Origin of the sequence: Paludisphaera soli (assembly GCF_011064595.1) — a bacterium.
In the GTDB taxonomy this organism is placed as follows: domain Bacteria; phylum Planctomycetota; class Planctomycetia; order Isosphaerales; family Isosphaeraceae; genus Paludisphaera; species Paludisphaera soli.
Window position 1 is genome coordinate 437,234 of record NZ_JAALJI010000001.1, and the last position, 16,667, is coordinate 453,900.

General features: G+C 69.7%; 12 protein-coding genes. 3 read left to right on the forward strand and 9 right to left on the reverse strand.

Annotated elements, in window-relative coordinates:
• The first annotated feature begins 54 nt into the window (after positions 1-54).
• Both acs and G6O68_RS01545 read left to right on the forward strand, forming a co-directional pair.
• A complete protein-coding gene (gene acs / locus G6O68_RS01540) occupies positions 55-2,034 on the forward strand; it encodes an acetate--CoA ligase (RefSeq protein WP_165244060.1) in 1,980 nt (659 codons plus the stop codon).
• A complete protein-coding gene (locus tag G6O68_RS01545; RefSeq protein ID WP_165244061.1) occupies positions 2,031-2,699 on the forward strand; it encodes an HD domain-containing protein in 669 nt (222 codons plus the stop codon). The genes acs and G6O68_RS01545 overlap by 4 nt, the downstream gene beginning before the upstream one ends.
• Here the strand turns inward: G6O68_RS01545 and G6O68_RS01550 are convergent.
• From G6O68_RS01550 to G6O68_RS01590, 9 genes are all read right to left on the reverse strand, one after another.
• A complete protein-coding gene (locus G6O68_RS01550; protein WP_165244062.1) occupies positions 2,696-4,063 on the reverse strand; it encodes a sigma-54-dependent transcriptional regulator in 1,368 nt (455 codons plus the stop codon). The two genes, G6O68_RS01545 and G6O68_RS01550, sit on opposite strands and share 4 nt — an antisense overlap.
• On the reverse strand, positions 4,063-4,914 hold the full coding sequence (locus tag G6O68_RS01555; RefSeq protein WP_165244063.1) for a two-component system sensor histidine kinase NtrB: 852 nt from the start codon (positions 4,912-4,914) through the stop codon (positions 4,063-4,065). Before G6O68_RS01555 ends, G6O68_RS01550 begins: the two co-directional genes overlap by 1 nt.
• 145 nt (positions 4,915-5,059) lie before the next feature.
• The gene (locus tag G6O68_RS01560) at positions 5,060-7,396 is read right to left on the reverse strand and encodes a polyribonucleotide nucleotidyltransferase (protein ID WP_165244064.1); all 2,337 of its coding nucleotides are present in this window, start codon (positions 7,394-7,396) and stop codon (positions 5,060-5,062) included.
• A gap of 348 nt (positions 7,397-7,744) precedes the next feature.
• Positions 7,745-8,014 carry a 30S ribosomal protein S15 gene (rpsO, locus tag G6O68_RS01565; protein WP_165244066.1) on the reverse strand — a complete coding sequence of 90 codons (270 nt, stop codon included), beginning with the start codon at positions 8,012-8,014 and terminating at the stop codon, positions 7,745-7,747.
• 199 nt (positions 8,015-8,213) lie between these two features.
• Positions 8,214-10,775 (reverse strand): YfhO family protein, encoded by a 2,562-nt coding sequence (locus G6O68_RS01570; protein WP_240910936.1) that lies wholly within the window; start codon positions 10,773-10,775, stop codon positions 8,214-8,216.
• Positions 10,776-10,791: 16 nt separating this feature from the next.
• On the reverse strand, positions 10,792-12,396 hold the full coding sequence (locus G6O68_RS01575; RefSeq protein WP_165244068.1) for a hypothetical protein: 1,605 nt from the start codon (positions 12,394-12,396) through the stop codon (positions 10,792-10,794).
• Positions 12,393-12,956 (reverse strand): Uma2 family endonuclease, encoded by a 564-nt coding sequence (locus G6O68_RS01580; protein ID WP_165244070.1) that lies wholly within the window; start codon positions 12,954-12,956, stop codon positions 12,393-12,395. The genes G6O68_RS01575 and G6O68_RS01580 overlap by 4 nt, the downstream gene beginning before the upstream one ends.
• 16 nt (positions 12,957-12,972) lie before the next feature.
• Positions 12,973-13,536, reverse strand: a complete 564-nt coding sequence (locus G6O68_RS01585) for a Uma2 family endonuclease (RefSeq protein ID WP_165244072.1) — start codon at positions 13,534-13,536, stop codon at positions 12,973-12,975.
• Between the two features lie 21 nt (positions 13,537-13,557).
• Positions 13,558-15,351, reverse strand: coding sequence for a TIGR03960 family B12-binding radical SAM protein (locus tag G6O68_RS01590; protein WP_165244074.1), 1,794 nt, complete (start codon positions 15,349-15,351; stop codon positions 13,558-13,560).
• A gap of 260 nt (positions 15,352-15,611) precedes the next feature.
• On the opposite strand from G6O68_RS01590, the gene pdxA reads away from it, so the two are divergent.
• A complete protein-coding gene (gene pdxA, locus G6O68_RS01595) occupies positions 15,612-16,664 on the forward strand; it encodes a 4-hydroxythreonine-4-phosphate dehydrogenase PdxA (protein ID WP_165244076.1) in 1,053 nt (350 codons plus the stop codon).
• Positions 16,665-16,667 lie beyond the last annotated feature (3 nt).

Consider the following 16,667-nt stretch of genomic DNA (forward strand, 5'->3'; position numbering starts at 1 on the left):
CCGGGCTCCCCCCCCCTTTCCCGTGGTCGACAAGCGATCCTGGAGCGTGCGAGCATGGCCCCCGAGAATCCCAGCGGCGGCGGATCGATCAAGAGCGTCCTTCAAGAAACCCGGGTCTTCCCGCCCCCCGCCGACTTCGCTAAGGCCGCCGGGATCAAGAGCCTCGACGAGTATCAGGAGATCTGGGATCGGGCCAAGGCCGACCCGGAAGCCTTCTGGGCCGAGGAGGCCTCGTCGCTCGACTGGTTCCAGAAGTGGGACCAGGTGCTCGACTGGAATCCCCCATTCGCGAAGTGGTTCGTGGGCGGCAAGCTCAACGCCTCGTACAACTGCGTCGACCGCCACTGCCAGGGGCCCGACAAGAACAAGGCGGCGCTGATCTTCGAGGGCGAGCCGGGCGACCGCCGCGTCCTTCGCTATCAAGACCTCCAGCGCGAGGTGAGCAAGTTCTCCAACGTGCTGAAGGGCCTCGGCGTCAAGAAGGGGGACGTGGTCGCCCTGTACCTGCCGATGATCCCCGAGCTGGTGATCGCGGCCCTGGCCTGCGCCCGCCTCGGCGCCCCGCATACCGTGGTCTTCGGCGGCTTCAGCTCCGAGGCCCTCGCCGGACGCATCCAGGACTGCAAGGCCAAGGTGCTCGTCACGGCCGACGGCGGGTGGAGACGCGGCAAGGTCGTCCCGCTCAAGGTCAACGCCGACGGCGCGGTGAAGGAGTGCCCGACGATCACGGGCGTGGTCGTCTACAAGCGGACCGGCCACGACATCGACTGGACCCCCGGCCGCGACCACTGGTGGCACGAGCTGGAGGCGAACGCCTCGGCCGACTGCCCCCCCGAGCCGGTCGACAGCGAGCACCCGCTGTTCATCCTCTACACCTCGGGCTCGACGGGGAAGCCGAAGGGCATCCTCCACACCACGGGCGGCTACCTGCTCCAGGCGAGCCTCTCCACCAAGTGGGTCTTCGACCTCAAGCCCGACGACACCTACTGGTGCACGGCCGACGTCGGCTGGGTTACCGGCCACTCCTACCTGACTTACGGTCCGCTCGCCCAGGGCGCCACCTGCGTCATGTACGAAGGCGCGCCCAACTGGCCCGACGAGGCCCGCTTCTGGAAGATCATCGAGGACTACCGGGTCACCATCCTCTACACAGCCCCCACCGCCATCCGGGCCTTCATGAAGTGGGGCGAGCAGCACCCGAGGAAGCACGACCTCTCCAGCCTCCGCCTCCTGGGATCGGTCGGCGAGCCGATCAACCCCGAGGCCTGGATGTGGTACCACGAGGTCATCGGCGGCGGCCGCTGCCCGATCGTCGACACCTGGTGGCAGACCGAGACCGGCGCGATCATGATCGCCCCCCTCCCCGGCGCCACGCCGACCATCCCGGGCTCGGCCACACGCCCGCTCCCGGGCATCATTCCCGAGATCGTCACCCGGGACGGACAGCCGGTCGGCGACAACGAGGGCGGTTTCCTGGTCATCGCCAAGCCTTGGCCGTCGATGCTCCGCACCATCTACGGCGACGACGAGCGGTATAAGAACCAGTACTGGAGCGACGTCCCCGGCAAATACTTCACCGGCGACGGAGCCCGCCGCGACGAGCACGGCAACTACTGGATCCTCGGCCGCGTGGACGACGTCCTCAACGTCGCCGGCCACCGGCTCTCCACCATGGAGATCGAGAGCGCCCTGGTGAGCCACCCCGCCGTCGCCGAGGCCGCCGTCGTAGGCAAGCCCGACGAGATCAAGGGCCAGGGCATCGCCTGCTTCGTCACCCTGGAGACGAGCCAGGCGCCCAGCGACAAGCTCAAGCAGGAACTGCGGGCCCATGTCACGAAGGAGATCGGCGCCCTCGCCCGGCCCGACGAGATCCACTTCACCGAGTCGCTGCCCAAGACCCGCAGTGGCAAGATTATGCGGCGGCTCCTCCGCGACATCGCCGCCGGCGTCGAGAGCACCGGCGACACCTCGACGCTGGAAGACGTCGGCGTCCTCGCCCAGCTCCGCAAACGCGACCAGCAGGACGAGGAATGACCGCGCTCGACCGATTCCGGGGCGCCTGGAAACTCCTGGCGTCCCGGCTCGGCCTCGCCGAGGTCGCGACCGCGGTCGGCGACCACTACCTCGTCGAGCAGTACACGGCGGCCGGTCGCCATTATCACGGCGTCGGCCACATCGTCCACCTGCTCGACGAGGCCGGCGCCCTGCCGGCACTGCTCCGCGAGGGCGAGGCCGCGGGTCTCGCCCTCTTCTTCCACGACGCCGTCTACGACCCGTCGCGCGACGACAACGAGGCCCAGAGCGCGGCGGCCCTCCGCCAGCTCATGACGGGCGCGGTCGCCGAGCCGATACTGGCGCGGGCCGAGGCCATGGTCCTGGCGACGCATCGCCACGAAACGACCGGAGACGCAGGCATCGACGCGTTCCTGGACGTGGATCTCTCCATCCTCGCCGCCCGCTGGGACGACTACGCCCTTTATGCCGATGGCGTCCGGCGTGAATACGCTCCCGTCATCGGCGAGGAGGCGTTCCGCCAGGGTCGCCTCGACCTGTTCCTGAGGCCGATGCTCGCACGAGGCCGAATCTTCCTGACCGACCGCTTCACGCCTCGCGATCCCGTTGCGCTGGCGAACCTGCGGCGCGAGGCGGAGATCCTGGCGTCGGGCCACGACGTCCGGCCGCCCAGGTCTTCGACCTAGGACGCATATTCCTTGAGCTTCCGGTAGAGCGTCCGCTCGCCGATGCCGAGGAGCTTGGCGGCCTCCTCGCGATTGCCGGCGGTCAGCTTCAGGGTCTCGGTGATGTAGTGCTTCTCGATGTCTTCGAGCGACTTGCCGATGAAAGCGTCCACCCCCTCGTGGGAGTCGGCCAGGGCGCCGGCCACGCCCGACTGGAGGTCTTCGGTCAGGTCGTCGACGTCGACGACGCCGTCGAAGTCGATGACGACCATGCTCTCCACGACGTTCTTCAACTCGCGGACGTTGCCCGGCCAGGAATAGTGCCGCAGGAGCTTGCGAGCCGCGGGCGTGATCGACGTGATCTTCTTGCCGTGGACGACCGTGTATTCCTTGAGGAAGTGGTCGATCAGCAGGTCGATGTCCTCGCGGCGCTCGCGCAAGGGGGGGAGCTTCACGCTGACGACCTTTAGGCGGTGGTAGAGGTCCTGGCGAAACGCCCCCGACGCGATCCCTTCGGCGAGGTCGCGATTCGTCGCCGAGATCAGTCGGACGTTCACCTTCACCGGCTCGTTGGTGCCGACGCGGACGATCTCGCCGTTCTCCAGGGTCCTCAGCAGCTTGACCTGGGTGCCGAGCGGGATGTCGCCCACCTCGTCCAGGAACATTGTGCCGCCGTTGGCGTGTTCAAACCACCCCTTGCGCTCGCGGTCGGCCCCGGTGAAGGCGCCCTTCACGTGGCCGAACAGCTCGCTCTCCAGGATGTTGTCGCTTAGCGCGGCGCAGTTGAGGGCGACGAACGGCTTGTAGCGTCTCGGGCTGTTGTTGTGCAGGGCCTTGGCGACGAGTTCCTTGCCCGTGCCGCTCTCCCCGGTGATGAGCACCGAGGCCGACGTCGGCGCGATCTGCCGCAGGCGCGCGACGACGGTGTGCATCGCCGCCGAATTGCCCACGACCCCTTCGAAGCCGAACTTCTCGTTGAGCTGCTTCTGGAGCTCGATGTTCGAGCGGGCGAGCCGCTGGGACTGCGAGGCCTTGTCGACGACGGTCCGCAACTCGCCGATGTCGAGCGGCTTCGTCAGGTAGGTCGTGGCCCCCGCCTGCATCGCGGTGACGGCGGTCTTGATCGTGCCGTGGCCCGTGAGGATGACGACCTCGGCGTCGGGCAGCTCGCGCTTGGCCTTGGCGAGGATCTCCAGGCCGCCGACCCCGTCCATGATGAGGTCGGAGATGATGATGTCGAAGCTCTGCTCCTCGATCAGCCGGAGGCCCTCACGGCCGCTGGTCGCTACGACGCACTCGTACCCCACGCGCGCCAGGCTCTCGGCCACGGCCTCGGCGTGGGGCTCGTCGTCGTCGACCACGAGGACGCGGATCTGCTGGTCCATCAGGGCTTACTCGACACTCCGGGAGCGACGGGCGGCGCGGAGACGGGGGCCTTGGCCCGATCGGCCCGGGGCGGCGCGGTCCGGGCCCCGGCGGCCGGGAGGCGGATCGAGAATCGCGAGCCTCGGTTCGGGACGCTCTGGACCTCGATCGAACCGCCGTGCGCCTCGATGATGTTCCGGGTGGTGGGGAGGCCCAGCCCGGTCCCGCCCTTCTTCGTGGAGTAGAACGGGTCGAAGATCTTGAGCCGGGTCTCCTCGGGCATGCCGACGCCGGTGTCGATCACGTCCAGCACGACGAACGGCCCGTCGCGGCGGGTGGTCAGGATCAGCTCGCCGCCGTCGGGCATGGCGTGTTCGGCGTTGAGCATGAGGTTGAGGACGGCCTGCTTGAAGGCGTCGGCGTCGAGCGCGGCCTTGGGCAGATCGGGGGCGAAATGGGTCCGGACCATGACCCCCCGGACGGAAGCCTGAGGCTCGTAGAAGTCGCAAAGTTCCTCGACCACCGCGTTGAGGTCGGTCTCGGAAGGCTTGAGGTCCTGCAGGCGGGCGAAGCGGAGGAAGTTTTCCAGGATGTCCTGGAGCCGCCGTGCCTCGTGCTTGAGGCGTTCGATCCGCGCCCCGGCCCGGCGCTCGCGAGGTGTCTCGGCCTCCTGGAAATCCTCGGCGAGGAGGTCCAGATTGAGCGAGAGCGTCGAGAGCGGGTTGCGGATCTCGTGCGCGAGCCCGCCCGCGAGTTGCGCGATCTGGGCGTTCTGTTCGCGGAGTCGCCGAGCGACGTCGGGCCCGGAGGGAGGGGCCGCGTCGTGCTCCGAGGCGGGTGCGACGACGGTTCCGGCGAGTGGGTGGGCCATGGTCTCGATCCGCCGGTCCGCGGGCGATGTTTCGATCAAGGGCCGCCAGGGGGATGACGTGAGGCGGGACGCCCGGGCGGTGAGCCCGAGCGTCCCCGGATCGGGTGGAGTGGTGGAGGGGGAGCCGGGCGAGGCTCCGCTCGATTCAGCGAGGGCCGCGCGGTCCGCCGCGATCCCCGCCCCGATCGCCGCCGTAGCCGCCCCGGCCGCGGTCGCCGTCGGTCCGCCGCGGGGGAGGTCCGCCGGGACCGCCCGGGCCGCCGCCGCCCTGCGGGGGGCGCTCCGCGGAGCCGGCGGGGCGCGTCTTCGAGGCGAATTCGTCCGGCAGGTCCCGCTCGGCGAGGGCCGCCTTGCGCGACAGCTTGACGCGGTCCTGGTCGTCGACCAGGATCACCTTCACGAGCATGGGGTCGCCGACCCGGCAGACGTCGGCGACGTTGGTGACGTAGCCGCTGGAGAGCTCGGTGACGTGCACCAGGCCGTCCTTGCCGGGGAGGATCTCGACGAACGCGCCGAACTCCTTGATGGAGGTGACGCGGCCTTCGTAGATCCGGCCGACCTGGACGCCCTCGGTCATGGCCAGGATCTTGTCCCGCGCCGCCTCGGCGCCGGAGGCGTCGATGCTCGCCAGGGTCACGACGCCGCTGTCGTCGATGTCGATCTTGGCGCCGGTCTCGTCCTGGAGGCGGCGGATGGTCTTGCCGCCGGGGCCGATCAGCAGGCCGATCTTGTCCGGGTTGATCTGGATCTGGATCAGCCGGGGGGCGTTGGTCGAGATCTCCTCGCGAGGCCGCTTGATGGAGCGGAGCATGGCCCGGAGGATCTCGAGGCGGGCCTCGTGGGCCTGCTCGAGGGTCTCGCGGATGACGTCCTCGGTGATGCCGTGGTTCTTCAGGTCGAGCTGGATGCCCGTCACGCCGCGCTGGGTGCCGGCGACCTTGAAGTCCATGTCGCCGTAATGGTCTTCCTCGCCGATGATGTCGGTCAGGAGGACGTGCCGGCCGCTCTCGTCGTCCTGGACCAGGCCGATCGAGATGCCGCCGACGGGGTCGCTGATCGGGACGCCGGCGTCCATCAGGCTGAGGGTCGCCCCGCAGACCGAGGCCATCGAGCTGGAGCCGTTGGACTCCAGGATGTCGGAGATGACGCGGACGGTGTACGGGAACTTGGCGGGGGGCGGCAGGATCGGGGCGACCGAGCGTTCGGCCAAGGCGCCGTGGCCGATCTCGCGGCGGCCGGGGCCGCGGATGGGGCGGACCTCGCCGACGGAGAACGGCGGCATGTTGTAGTCCAGCATGAACTTCTTGGTGTACTCGTCCATGATGCCGTCGACCCGCTGCTCGTCGGCCCCGGTGCCGAGCACCGTGGTGACGAGGGCCTGGGTCTCGCCGCGCTGGAAGATGGCCGAGCCGTGGGCGCGGGGCAGGACGTCGACCTCGCACTTGATCGCGCGGAGGTCGCGGGGGCCGCGGCCGTCGGGGCGCTTGCCGCTGAGGATCAGCTCGCGGACGACCACCTCTTCCGCGGCGTGGAAGACGCTCTTGAGCCGCTCCTTGGTGATCGGGACGGCGGTGTGGGCGTTCTCGCCGGGGCCGCCCGGCGGCAGGGCGAAGGCCTCGCGGTCGGCCGGGATCAGGTCGGCCATGATCGATTCGAGGATCGCCTTGGTGGTGGCGGTCCGCTCCTGCTTCATCACGATCTGCTTGGCGTCGCGGAGCCGGGAGCCGTAATGCTCCAGGATGTGCGCCTTGAGCGCGTCGGGCGGGGTCGGGCGGGGGTCGGGCCGCTCCAGGCCCACGGCCTCCAGGAGCTCGTACTGCAGCGCGATGAGCTCCTGGTTGATCCGGTGGCCTTCGATGATGGCGTCGGCCATCTCGGGCTCGGGGAGCTCTTCGGCGAAGCCCTCGATCATCACGACGGCCTTGGCCGTGCTGGCGACGATCAGGTCGAGGTCGCTGGCGGCGACCTCCTCGACGGTGGGGAACGCCACGAGCTTGCCTTCGACCCGGGCGAGGCGGACCGCGCCGATGGGGCCGAAAAAGGCCGCCTTGGCCAGCAGCAGCGCGGCGGACGCGCCGAAGATGGAGAGGACGTCGGGGTCGTTGACGCGGTCGGCGGAGATCGGGCCGGCCTGGATCTGCACCTCGTCGCGGTACCACTCGGGGAAGAGCGGCCGGATCGGCCGGTCGATCAGCCGGCAGGTGAGGATCTCCTTGGTGGTCGGCCGACCCTCGCGCTTGATGAAGCCGCCCGGGAATTTGCCGGCCGCGTAGGTCTTCTCGCGGTAGTCGACGGTGAGCGGGAAGAAGTCCAGGCCTTCGCGGCCCGGGCCGAGCATCGCCGTCACCAGCGTCATGGTGTCGCCCAGACGGACGACGACGGCTCCGGAGGCTTGCTTGGCGAAGCGTCCCGTCTCGATGCTGATGGTGCGGTCGCCGATCGTCCGCTCGACGACCTTACGCGAAAATGGCGATGTAGACATGCAAGGTACCTGGATGAGACACGGAGTCGTGGGGCGTGGAAATGATCGCGGGGCTCGCCGCCTCGTCGGGCGGATCGGCCGAGGCCGCCACACCCGCCTCGCGGGCGTCGGACGCCGGCGGTGCGGGAGATATGCAAAGAGGGCCGGTCCCGGAGGGCCGGCCGTCTCTTTCGGGCGGGAAGTCGGCCGATCGCGACGGATCGACGCACGCTCGCAACCGCGAGGAACTCGCTGCCCGCCGATCACTCGGGACGATCCGACGGCCCTCGTCGTCAGGAGCGAAGCGCCGTCGCCGCTCGCGCGAGGGGCCGATCGACCGGGTCACGGCGTGGGGCGATCCCCTTCGCGTTACTTGCGGATGCCCAGGCGGCTGATCAGTTCGAGATACTTCTTCCGATCGTGAAGCCGCAGATACTTGAGCAGGCCTGACCGCTTGGAAACCATCATCAGCAGCCCGCGGCGGCTGGCGTGGTCCTTGCTATGCGTCTTGAAGTGGTCGGTGAGATCGTTGATGCGGGCGGTCAGGAGGGCGATTTGCACCTCCGGCGAGCCCGTATCTTGATCGCCCCGGCTGAAAGACCCGATCAGTTCCTGCTTCTTCTCCTTCGTGATCGCCATCGCTCGCCCCAAAACCCCGGCCTTCGCTGTGAAAGCCGATCTTGTGAAACCCTCTACACTTCAAGTGAACCACAATAGGCGAACCCGCCTCGGAATACAATCCCTTCCCCGACCTTTCCGGCCCCGACACGGCCCTTCCCGCCGCACCCACCCGGACCTCCCGTCAACTCCGCCCGGTCCGCCGTTTCGACCACCGCGTTCAACGTCGGTTCTCGTGCATGGCCTCGATCCCGGCCCCCCAGGTGAAGCCGTGCCAGGCGCGCTTCCAACGGGCCTGAACGCCGAGCCCGTCCGGGCCGATCCGGGGGATGGACGCCAGGACGACGATCGCCGCCGCGATCAGCCAGGCTCGCCGCAGGCGCCCCGCCGCGGGCAGGTCCTGGTGATCCGCCGAGGCCGCCCTCCTTCCGGGGCGGACCATCATCGCCAGGGCGAGCAGCCCTCCGAACGCCGTCGCGGCCAGCCCCGCCGTGAACCCCGCCGGTGAGTATCGAAAGACGACCCGGTGCGGCCCCGGCTCCAGGTAGACCGCACGGAAAGCGACATATGCCGGCGCGATCGCCGCAGGCTTGCCGTCGACGGTCGCCGACCAGCCGGGGTCAAACGTGTCGGCCAGCACGAGGTAGGCGGGGGTCTCGGCGACGACCGAGACGACGACCTCTTCGGGGAGATCCACCTCGATCGTCGCGGTCCCCGCGACCTGCGCCGCCTCGTCGAGCGGACGCGCGGGGTCCTCGACCACCAGCCGCTCCTGCACCTCCGGCCCCAACCGGGTCAGGGTCTCCACGGCCTCCTCGCGGCCCGAGGCGTAGATCGGCCGGCCCTCCAGACGGGCGCGGGGGCGGGCGTTCGGATTGACGTGGAGGAACGCCTCGCCCGCCGGCTCGTTGGGGACGAAGACGGAACGAAGGCCCCGGCCCGTAACGACGTGGCTCACGCTGTCGAGGTCGAATCGTCCCGCCTTGTACTGGGTATGGTCGAAGTAGTCCAGGATCCGCCTCGGGATCATCGGCGTCTCGCCCTTGGCCGAGGCCAGGCCCCAGGCGGCGGGCAGGCTCCAGTCCAGGGCGTCCCGGGCCTTGAAAAAGTCGATCGGCTCGGAGGCGTACCCCGGCTCCCCCGCGCTCCGGTCGCCCTTGCCGTAGACGCGGATGAACGTCGGGTCGGACCTGAGCCGCTTGACCGTCTCCGGCGGCGAGGTCCAGTACTCGGGAGCGACCGTGACCGGGTCGACGGCGTGGGAGCCCAGCAGGTCGGCCAGGACCAGCACCGGCAGGAGGGCGGCCGTTCGCGAGCGGATCTTTCCGTCCGCGGTTCGCGCAGCTCGGTGAGCCAGCATCAGACCCACGATCGTCAGGATTCCGGTCCGTGCGGCCCCGACCAGCAACTCGCGGCCGAGCCAGCGGTAACGGTCCAGGTGGTACGGCGTCGCCCAGCGCCGGGGATCGGTCCAGACGGGCGAATAGACGTAAGCGAGGATGGGCAGCGAGGCCACGACGAGCAGGCCGACGAGCGACAGGGCCGCACGCAGGCTGACCACGCCCGGCCGCTGGAGCCGCTCCACTCCGACCGCCGCCAGGGCGGCGACGCCCAGCGAGACCCACAGGTGCAGCCGGACCGGCTCGCGCGAGCTGCCGGCGATCGGGATCCGGTTGGCGTAGTCGAACAGGAAGGTGAACCGACCGAGCATCAGCAGGCCGCCGGTGATCGTCAGCAGGGCGAAGCAGGTCGTCCAGCGGTCCCGCCCCCCCGGCCCCGCCGCGCCGACGACCGCGAGCGCGAGGCCGAGCAGCCCGAGGTAGGCGTTCATCTCGTGGTAGGGGTAGAAGCCGTCCATCCAGTCGGTGTCGCGGGCGCGGGTGCCGTAGGCCTCGCGCACGACGAGGGTCGGCAGCAGCTCGGGGCTCCACGACCCGTAAGTCAACTCGTCGTAGCTCAACCCCCCGGCCCGCGGGGAACGATCCAGCAGCTCCTTCGACGGGACCCACTGCACGGCCGAGAGCAGGACGCCCAGGGCGACTAAGCCGAACGTCCGCGCGAGGACGTTCCGGGCCTCGGCCCGATCCGCCGAGGTCGCCGCCCGGAAGAGCCCGTAGAAGCCGACCATCCCCGAGCAGAGGATGACGTCCTGGAGATGGCCGGCGAAGACCTGGCAGGCCAGCGCGAAGGCCCCCAGCGCGACGCCTCGCCACCGTCCCGAGCCCCAGGACCATTCGAGCGCCCAGATCACGAACGGGACGCTCGCCAGGGCGTTGATCATGCTCGTGTGGACGAGGTGGGCCCAGGTGAAGCCGCCCGCCCCGAACAGCGCGGCCCCGGTCAGAGCCCCGGCCGGGCCGACGTGTCGCCGGAGCCAGCCGTAAGTCCCCGCGCCGGCGAGCCAGATCGACAGCACGGTGTCGAGGTTGAACGCCTTCCAGGTCTCCATCCAGGGATAGAGCAGATACTTGAGCGGGTGGAGATAGCCCGCCTGGCTCTCGCTGAAGAGGGGCATCCCGCAGTAGAGCCAGGGGCACCAGCGCGAGAACCGGCCCGCCCTCAGCTCCTCGGCGAAGAAGTGACGGTAGGGGTAGTTGATCTCGGTCACGTCGAAGTAGAAGAAGGCCCCGCGGAGGAAGACGGCGTCGCGGAAGATCCAGCAGAGGCCGGCCGTCCAGACAGCCAGCGCCGCGAGGTCGCGGGGCCCCCATCGCGGCGGCCGGAACCAGCTCGACTCGGCCTCGATCTCGGCGACGGCGACGCCCGGCTCCGGTTGCGACACGAAACGTCCTCGCTGCTCATTCGGCCTGGGCGGGCGGACGGGACGCGATCGTCGTGCCCCGCTCGCGGTGGAGCGCCCGGCCGCCTTCGGCGAGCGCCTGGTCCAAGAATCTCCGGTCCTCGATCGTCGGCCGAGCGATCAGCACCGCCGGCCGGCCGCCTGGGAGCCCCCGCGACCACTCGGGGAATCGGTTCGGGTAGATTGGGTGGGGCACGCCCCGCAGCGGACGCCCGCTCAGGAACGCCAGGCGATACGCGTCCCAGTAGCCGGCCGCGAAGGCGTCGACCTCGGGATGCGCGTCGAGCCACCGGAGGGCGGGGTCGTCGACCGTCCGGCGGACGATCTTCCCGCGCTCGTCGAGCCAGCCCAGACGACGATACCACGCGGCCCCGTCCATCGTGAACGCGAGCCCGAACGCGATCGCGATCGCCAGGGCCGTCACGAGGCCCTCCGGCGACCGCCTCGACAGCGCGTCCAGCGTGAGGCCGACCCCAAGGGACCAGGGGATCAGCAGCAGGACGAGGTATCGGTAATTGTCGGCGTTGAAGATGTTCCGGTTGGCGACGAACGCGGCGAGGATCGCGGCCGAGGAGGTCAGCAGGCCCGCGGCGATCGCGCGGCCGGCGAGTTCCCCCCGTAGGACGGCTTTCCCCGCGACCATCCCCATCGTGACGACGACCAGGATCGACGTCAGGCCCGTCGTTGCCACGGCGACCCAGCCGGCCTCGGCGCCGCGCGATCCCGCCCGCCGGACCGGGGCCCCACCGCCCAGCAGGGCCGGGTCGGGATCGGCCTCCAGGCCCGGCAGGCGATGCCCGGCGATCAGGCGTGGGAGGCAGTCGAGGAACAGGATCCCAGCGTGCTCCCGGAGCAAGGCGGGGTCGAGGCTCCAGGCGAACTGCTCGTTGTAAGCGTCGTGCGGTTCGAGCGCCCGGCCGATCGGCCTGGGCGCGACGCCGATCGCGAAACCGAGCAGCAGCAAGAGCCCGCAAGCGGTCGTCGCCCGGGTCGACCGACCGCCTCGGGTCGCGATCGCGGCGAGAACCCCTGCGGTGACGAGCCCGATCAGCGTCATCAGGAACATCGAGTCGTGCCACAGCCCCAGGCCGCACCAGAGGCCCAGAAGAAGCACCCCGCACCGCCCCCCCTTTCGGATGAGCCAGGCCAGGATCAGCCACGCCCCCGCACTCCACGCCGCGGCAAGCATGTGGCCGCCGGTGATCCGCCCGGTGAGCCAGATCGTCCCGGTGGAGGCGAAGGCGAGCGGGAGCAGGCTCCACGCCGCGACCCTCGGGCCGAACCCGGCCCAGGCCGCCGCGAAGACGCCGGCGACCAGCAGGACGTAGGCGAGCGTGCCGCCGACGACCAGCGTGGCGGGCGATGCGCCCCAGGCCTTCGCCGGGAGATAGCTCAGCAGGACGGCCCCCGTCCCCATGTAGGGCGTGCCGGGATAGTGCCATCGCCAATGACCGGTCACGGCCTCGCGGAGCGTCAGCCCGTCGACGGCCAGGTCGCTGTCCAGGTGCGTCGGGGCGTTCACGATCAGGGGAACCCGGACGACGACGCTCCAGGCGATCGCGGCGAAGAGCGCCAGGCTCGCGAGAATGGCTGTTCTTTTCACGCGAAGAGGTCCGAGACCTGGCAGCGGAATCCTGGAAGCTCGGGCTGGTCCTCGATCGCGTCGCCTTCTTTCAGGACGACGGGTGCCGTCTCACGCTCACGGTGGATGACGACCGAACGCTCGCGCGGGTAGACCAGCCAGACGGCGAGGACGCCGGCGTCCAGGTACTCCGCGACTTTCGCAAACATCTCCCCGCGGCGGTTGCCGGGGGAGACGACCTCGATCACGAGGTCGGGGGCGATGGGACTCAGTTTCGAGCCGACCTGAGAACGCGGCTGCCTGGCCTCGCTGTAGAAGCACACGTCCGCCCCCCGGACCGTATCCGGCCCTCGCGTCGTTTGGACGGCCGAGTCGTTCGAGAGGCAGTAGCCCAGCCCCGTGCGACGGGCGAAGTCGCTCAGGTAGTACGTCAGATTGGCGCAAACGAATCCGTGCTCGGTATTCGGCGGCGGCGTCACGTCGACGACCTCCCCTCGGACGAGTTCATGCAGCCCCTCGCCGAGGTCGGCCTTCATGAACTCCTCGGCGGTCATCAGGCGCGGCTTCGATGCGATCGACATTTCGTCGTTCTCCCTCTCAGCCGTCGAAGATTTCCGAGACCAGGCATCGGAACCCCGGCAGCTCCGGCTGGTCGTCGATGGCGTCGCCGTCCTTGAGGACGTCCGGCGGGGATTCGGGGTCGCGATGGATGACGACCGATCGCTTCCGGGGGTAGACCACCCACACGGCCAGCGTCCCGGCGGCCAGGTACTCGCCGACCTTCGCCTCGATCTCGCCGCGGCGGTCGCCCGGCGAGACCACCTCGACCGCCACGTCGGGGGCGATCGGCGGGATCACCGCGGCCGGCTTCGGCTTCGGCCACCGCGCGTTGCTGAAGAAGAGCACGTCGGGGCCGCGGACCGTATCGGGGCCGCGCTGGGTCTGTACGGAAGTATCGTTCGACGCGGTATGTCCAAATCCGGTGCGGCGCGCGTACGATCCGAGGTGGAACGTCAGATTCGAGCAGATGAAGCCGTGTTCGTAGAGCGGCGGCGACAAGCGGACGACCTCCCCCCGGACGAGTTCGAACTGGCCGTCGCCGAGATCGGCCTGCAGGAACTCCTCGGCGGTCATCAGGCGAGGATTCGAGGCGATCGACATGGGATGACCCTCCACTCGTCGTCAGACGGCACCGGCCATGGATTCGAGCTGGACCACGGCGCGGTTCTGCTCCTTCGCCAGATAGTCGCGTCCGTACTTGATGTGGATGTGGTCCCAGGGGAGGACCTCCTCCACGGGCCGCTCGCGCTGGCTGTAGAAGGGGACCTCGATTCCCAGGTCCTCGAACGTCTTCCACCAGAGCGAGGGGTCGAAGTATTCGGTCCAGGCGTCGAGCCGCGCCCCGCGGCGCCAGGCCTCTTCCATCGCGGCGGCCACGCGGCGGTCGCCCCGCGTCAGGATGCCTTCCAGGAGGCTGCGCTCGACGTCGTGGACCTTGACCGTGACCGAGCGCATCCTGACCCGCGACTTCAAGTACTTGTGGGCCCAGTGGAAGTACTCTCGGTCCTTCATCCCATTCCACTGATACGGCGTGTGGGGCTTGGGGACGAAGTTCGAGACGCTGGCGGTGACGTCGGCGAACCGCCCGGTGACTTCCTTGCCGATGCGGGCGATGGTCTCGGCCATCTCGATGATGCCGTCGAGGTCGGCGGGGCGCTCGCCGGGGAGTCCGCACATGAAGTAGAGCTTGACCTTCCGCCAGCCGCGCCGGAACGCCTCGGCGCAGCCGTCGTACAGGTCCTGGTTGTTGATCGGCTTGCGGATCTGGGCCCGCATGTCGTCGCGGGCGACCTCGGGCGCGAGCGTCAGGCCGCTCCGCCGTCCCTCCTGCAGCAGAGCGGGGATCTTCTTGAGCGTCTCGGTGATCCGCAGGCTGGGGAGCGAGATCTTGACCCCCAGCGGCGTGAAGACCTCGCTCATCCGGGTGACGAGCCGCTCGAAGTCGGGATAGTCGCTCGTCGACAGCGAGAGCAGGCTGATCTCGTCGTATCCGGTGTTCCGGTACGATTCGAGGGCGGACTCGACGATCGTCTCCACGGTCCGATACCGCATCGGCCGCTTGATGACCGTGCTCTGGCAGAAACGGCACTGCCAGGGGCAGCCGCGCATGATCTCGATGGCGATCCGGTCGTGCGCCGTCTCGACGAACGGGACGACCGGCTTCGTCGGCAGCGGCGAACCTTCCAGATCCTGGATGACGCAGGGGCGGATGCCGGCGGGCACGTCGTCGCGGAGGCGGCGGATCTCGGCGATCGTCCCGTCTTCGGCGTAGACCGGCTCGTAGAAGCGGGGGACGTACGCCCAGGTCACCGCCCCGGCGATCCGCGCGAGCTTCTCCTCGCGCGAGAGCCCCGAGTCCCGCAGGGCCCGCCACTGCTCGCAGACGATCGGCAGGCTGGGCTCGCCGTCACCCATCACGAACAGGTCGACGTAAGGGGCGAGCAGCTCCGGGTTCTGGCCCCCCGGGCCGCCGGCGATGACGAGCGTGTCGTCGGCGTCGCGGTCCTCGGCGTGCAGGGGGATGCCGCCCAGGTCGAGGATCGTCAGGACGTTGGTGTAGGAGATCTCGTACTGGAGCGAGAAGCCCAGGACGTCGAACTGGTTCAGCGGGGTGAAGGTTTCCAGCCCGTAGAGCGGCAGGCCCTCGGCCCGCATGGCGGCCTCGAAGTCGGGCAAGGGGGCGTACGCCCGCTCGCAGGCCCAGCCGCGGTCGTTCATCAGGCTGTAGAGGACCTGCATCCCGTGGTGGCTCATCCCCAGGGCGTAGGTGTCCGGGAACGCCAGGCAGACCGTCCCGGCGACCGTCCGGTGGTCCTTGGGGACGCTGTTCAGCTCGCCCCCGACGTACTGGCCGGGGGTCCGGACCTTGGTGAGGACCCGGGAGACGACGGCGTCCTTGAGTTCCTGATTGAGCATCGGCGGGGCTCCCGCGAGGGGTTCGTCGAATGGCCGGAACCGTCTGGTCGCGCGACTGGAGGAATGGCGTTCGGATCGCTCGCGAGCCAAGGCGAAGGCCGACGCGACCGGCTGCGCCGGACGCGGGTCATGGCCTTGAATCTTAACCCATCCCCCCCGCCGATGACCAGCCGACGCGACGGCTTCGAGCGGGCGGGCCGTTCCGCCCCTATAATAAGGGTCGAGGAGAATCGACCTGCCGCGGACCGAGAATCGCCGACATGGACCGACCGAAGATCGCACTCACCCTGGGAGACGCCGCCGGCGTCGGGCCCGAAGTCGCCGCCCGCGCCTGGAGCGATCCCACGCTCCACGCCCTCTGCCTGCCGTTCGTCGTCGGCGCCCCGGAGGTCCTCCGCCGGGCGGCCGAGTTGGTCGACGGCCCCGCGCGCGTGCAATCGATCGCCACGCCGGAGCAAGCCGACCCCTCGCCGCTCTGCATCCCCTGCCTGGAGCCGCCGGGCGCGGCGGACGTGTCGACCGTCCTTCCCGGGCAGGTCGACCCGCGCGCCGGCCGCGCGGCCTACGACTACCTCGTGCACGCGGTCGACCTGGCCCTCGCGGGGAGGATCGACGCGATCGCGACCCTGCCGCTGAACAAGGAGTCGCTGCACCTCGCGGGCGTCGCGCACCCGGGACACACCGAGATCCTCGCCGAGCGCTGCGGGACGCCCGACCACGCGATGATGCTCTATCTGCCCTCCGATGACGCGGCCGAGGACCCGCGAAAGAGCCAGGGCCTGGGCGTGGTCCACGTCACGCTCCACATGGCGCTCCGGGACGTGTTCGCCGCGATCACGGTCGAGTCCGTCGCCGCCAAGATCCGGCTCGCCGACCGTGCATTGCGGCCGCTGACGGCCGGGCGTCGGCCCCGGATCGCCGTCGCCTCGCTCAACCCCCACGCGGGCGAGAACGGGCTCTTCGGCGACGAGGAGATCCGCATCATCCGCCCCGCCGTGCTCCAGACCCGCGAGGAGGGCGTCGACGCCTCGGGCCCGTATCCGAACGACACCCTCTTCCGCGACGCCTTGACCGGCTCCTTCGACGCGGTCGTGGCGATGTACCACGACCAGGGGCACATCGCGCTCAAGACCGTCGGGTTCTGGCGAGGTGTGAACATCACGCTCGGGCTGCCGATCATCCGCACCAGCGTCGCGCACGGGACGGCCTTCGACATCGCCGGGCGAGGGGTCGCCGACCCGAGGAGCCTCATCGAGGCCGTCCGCGCCGCCGCCCGGATGGCCGCCTGGAAGCGCGAGAAACGGACCCCCTGACCC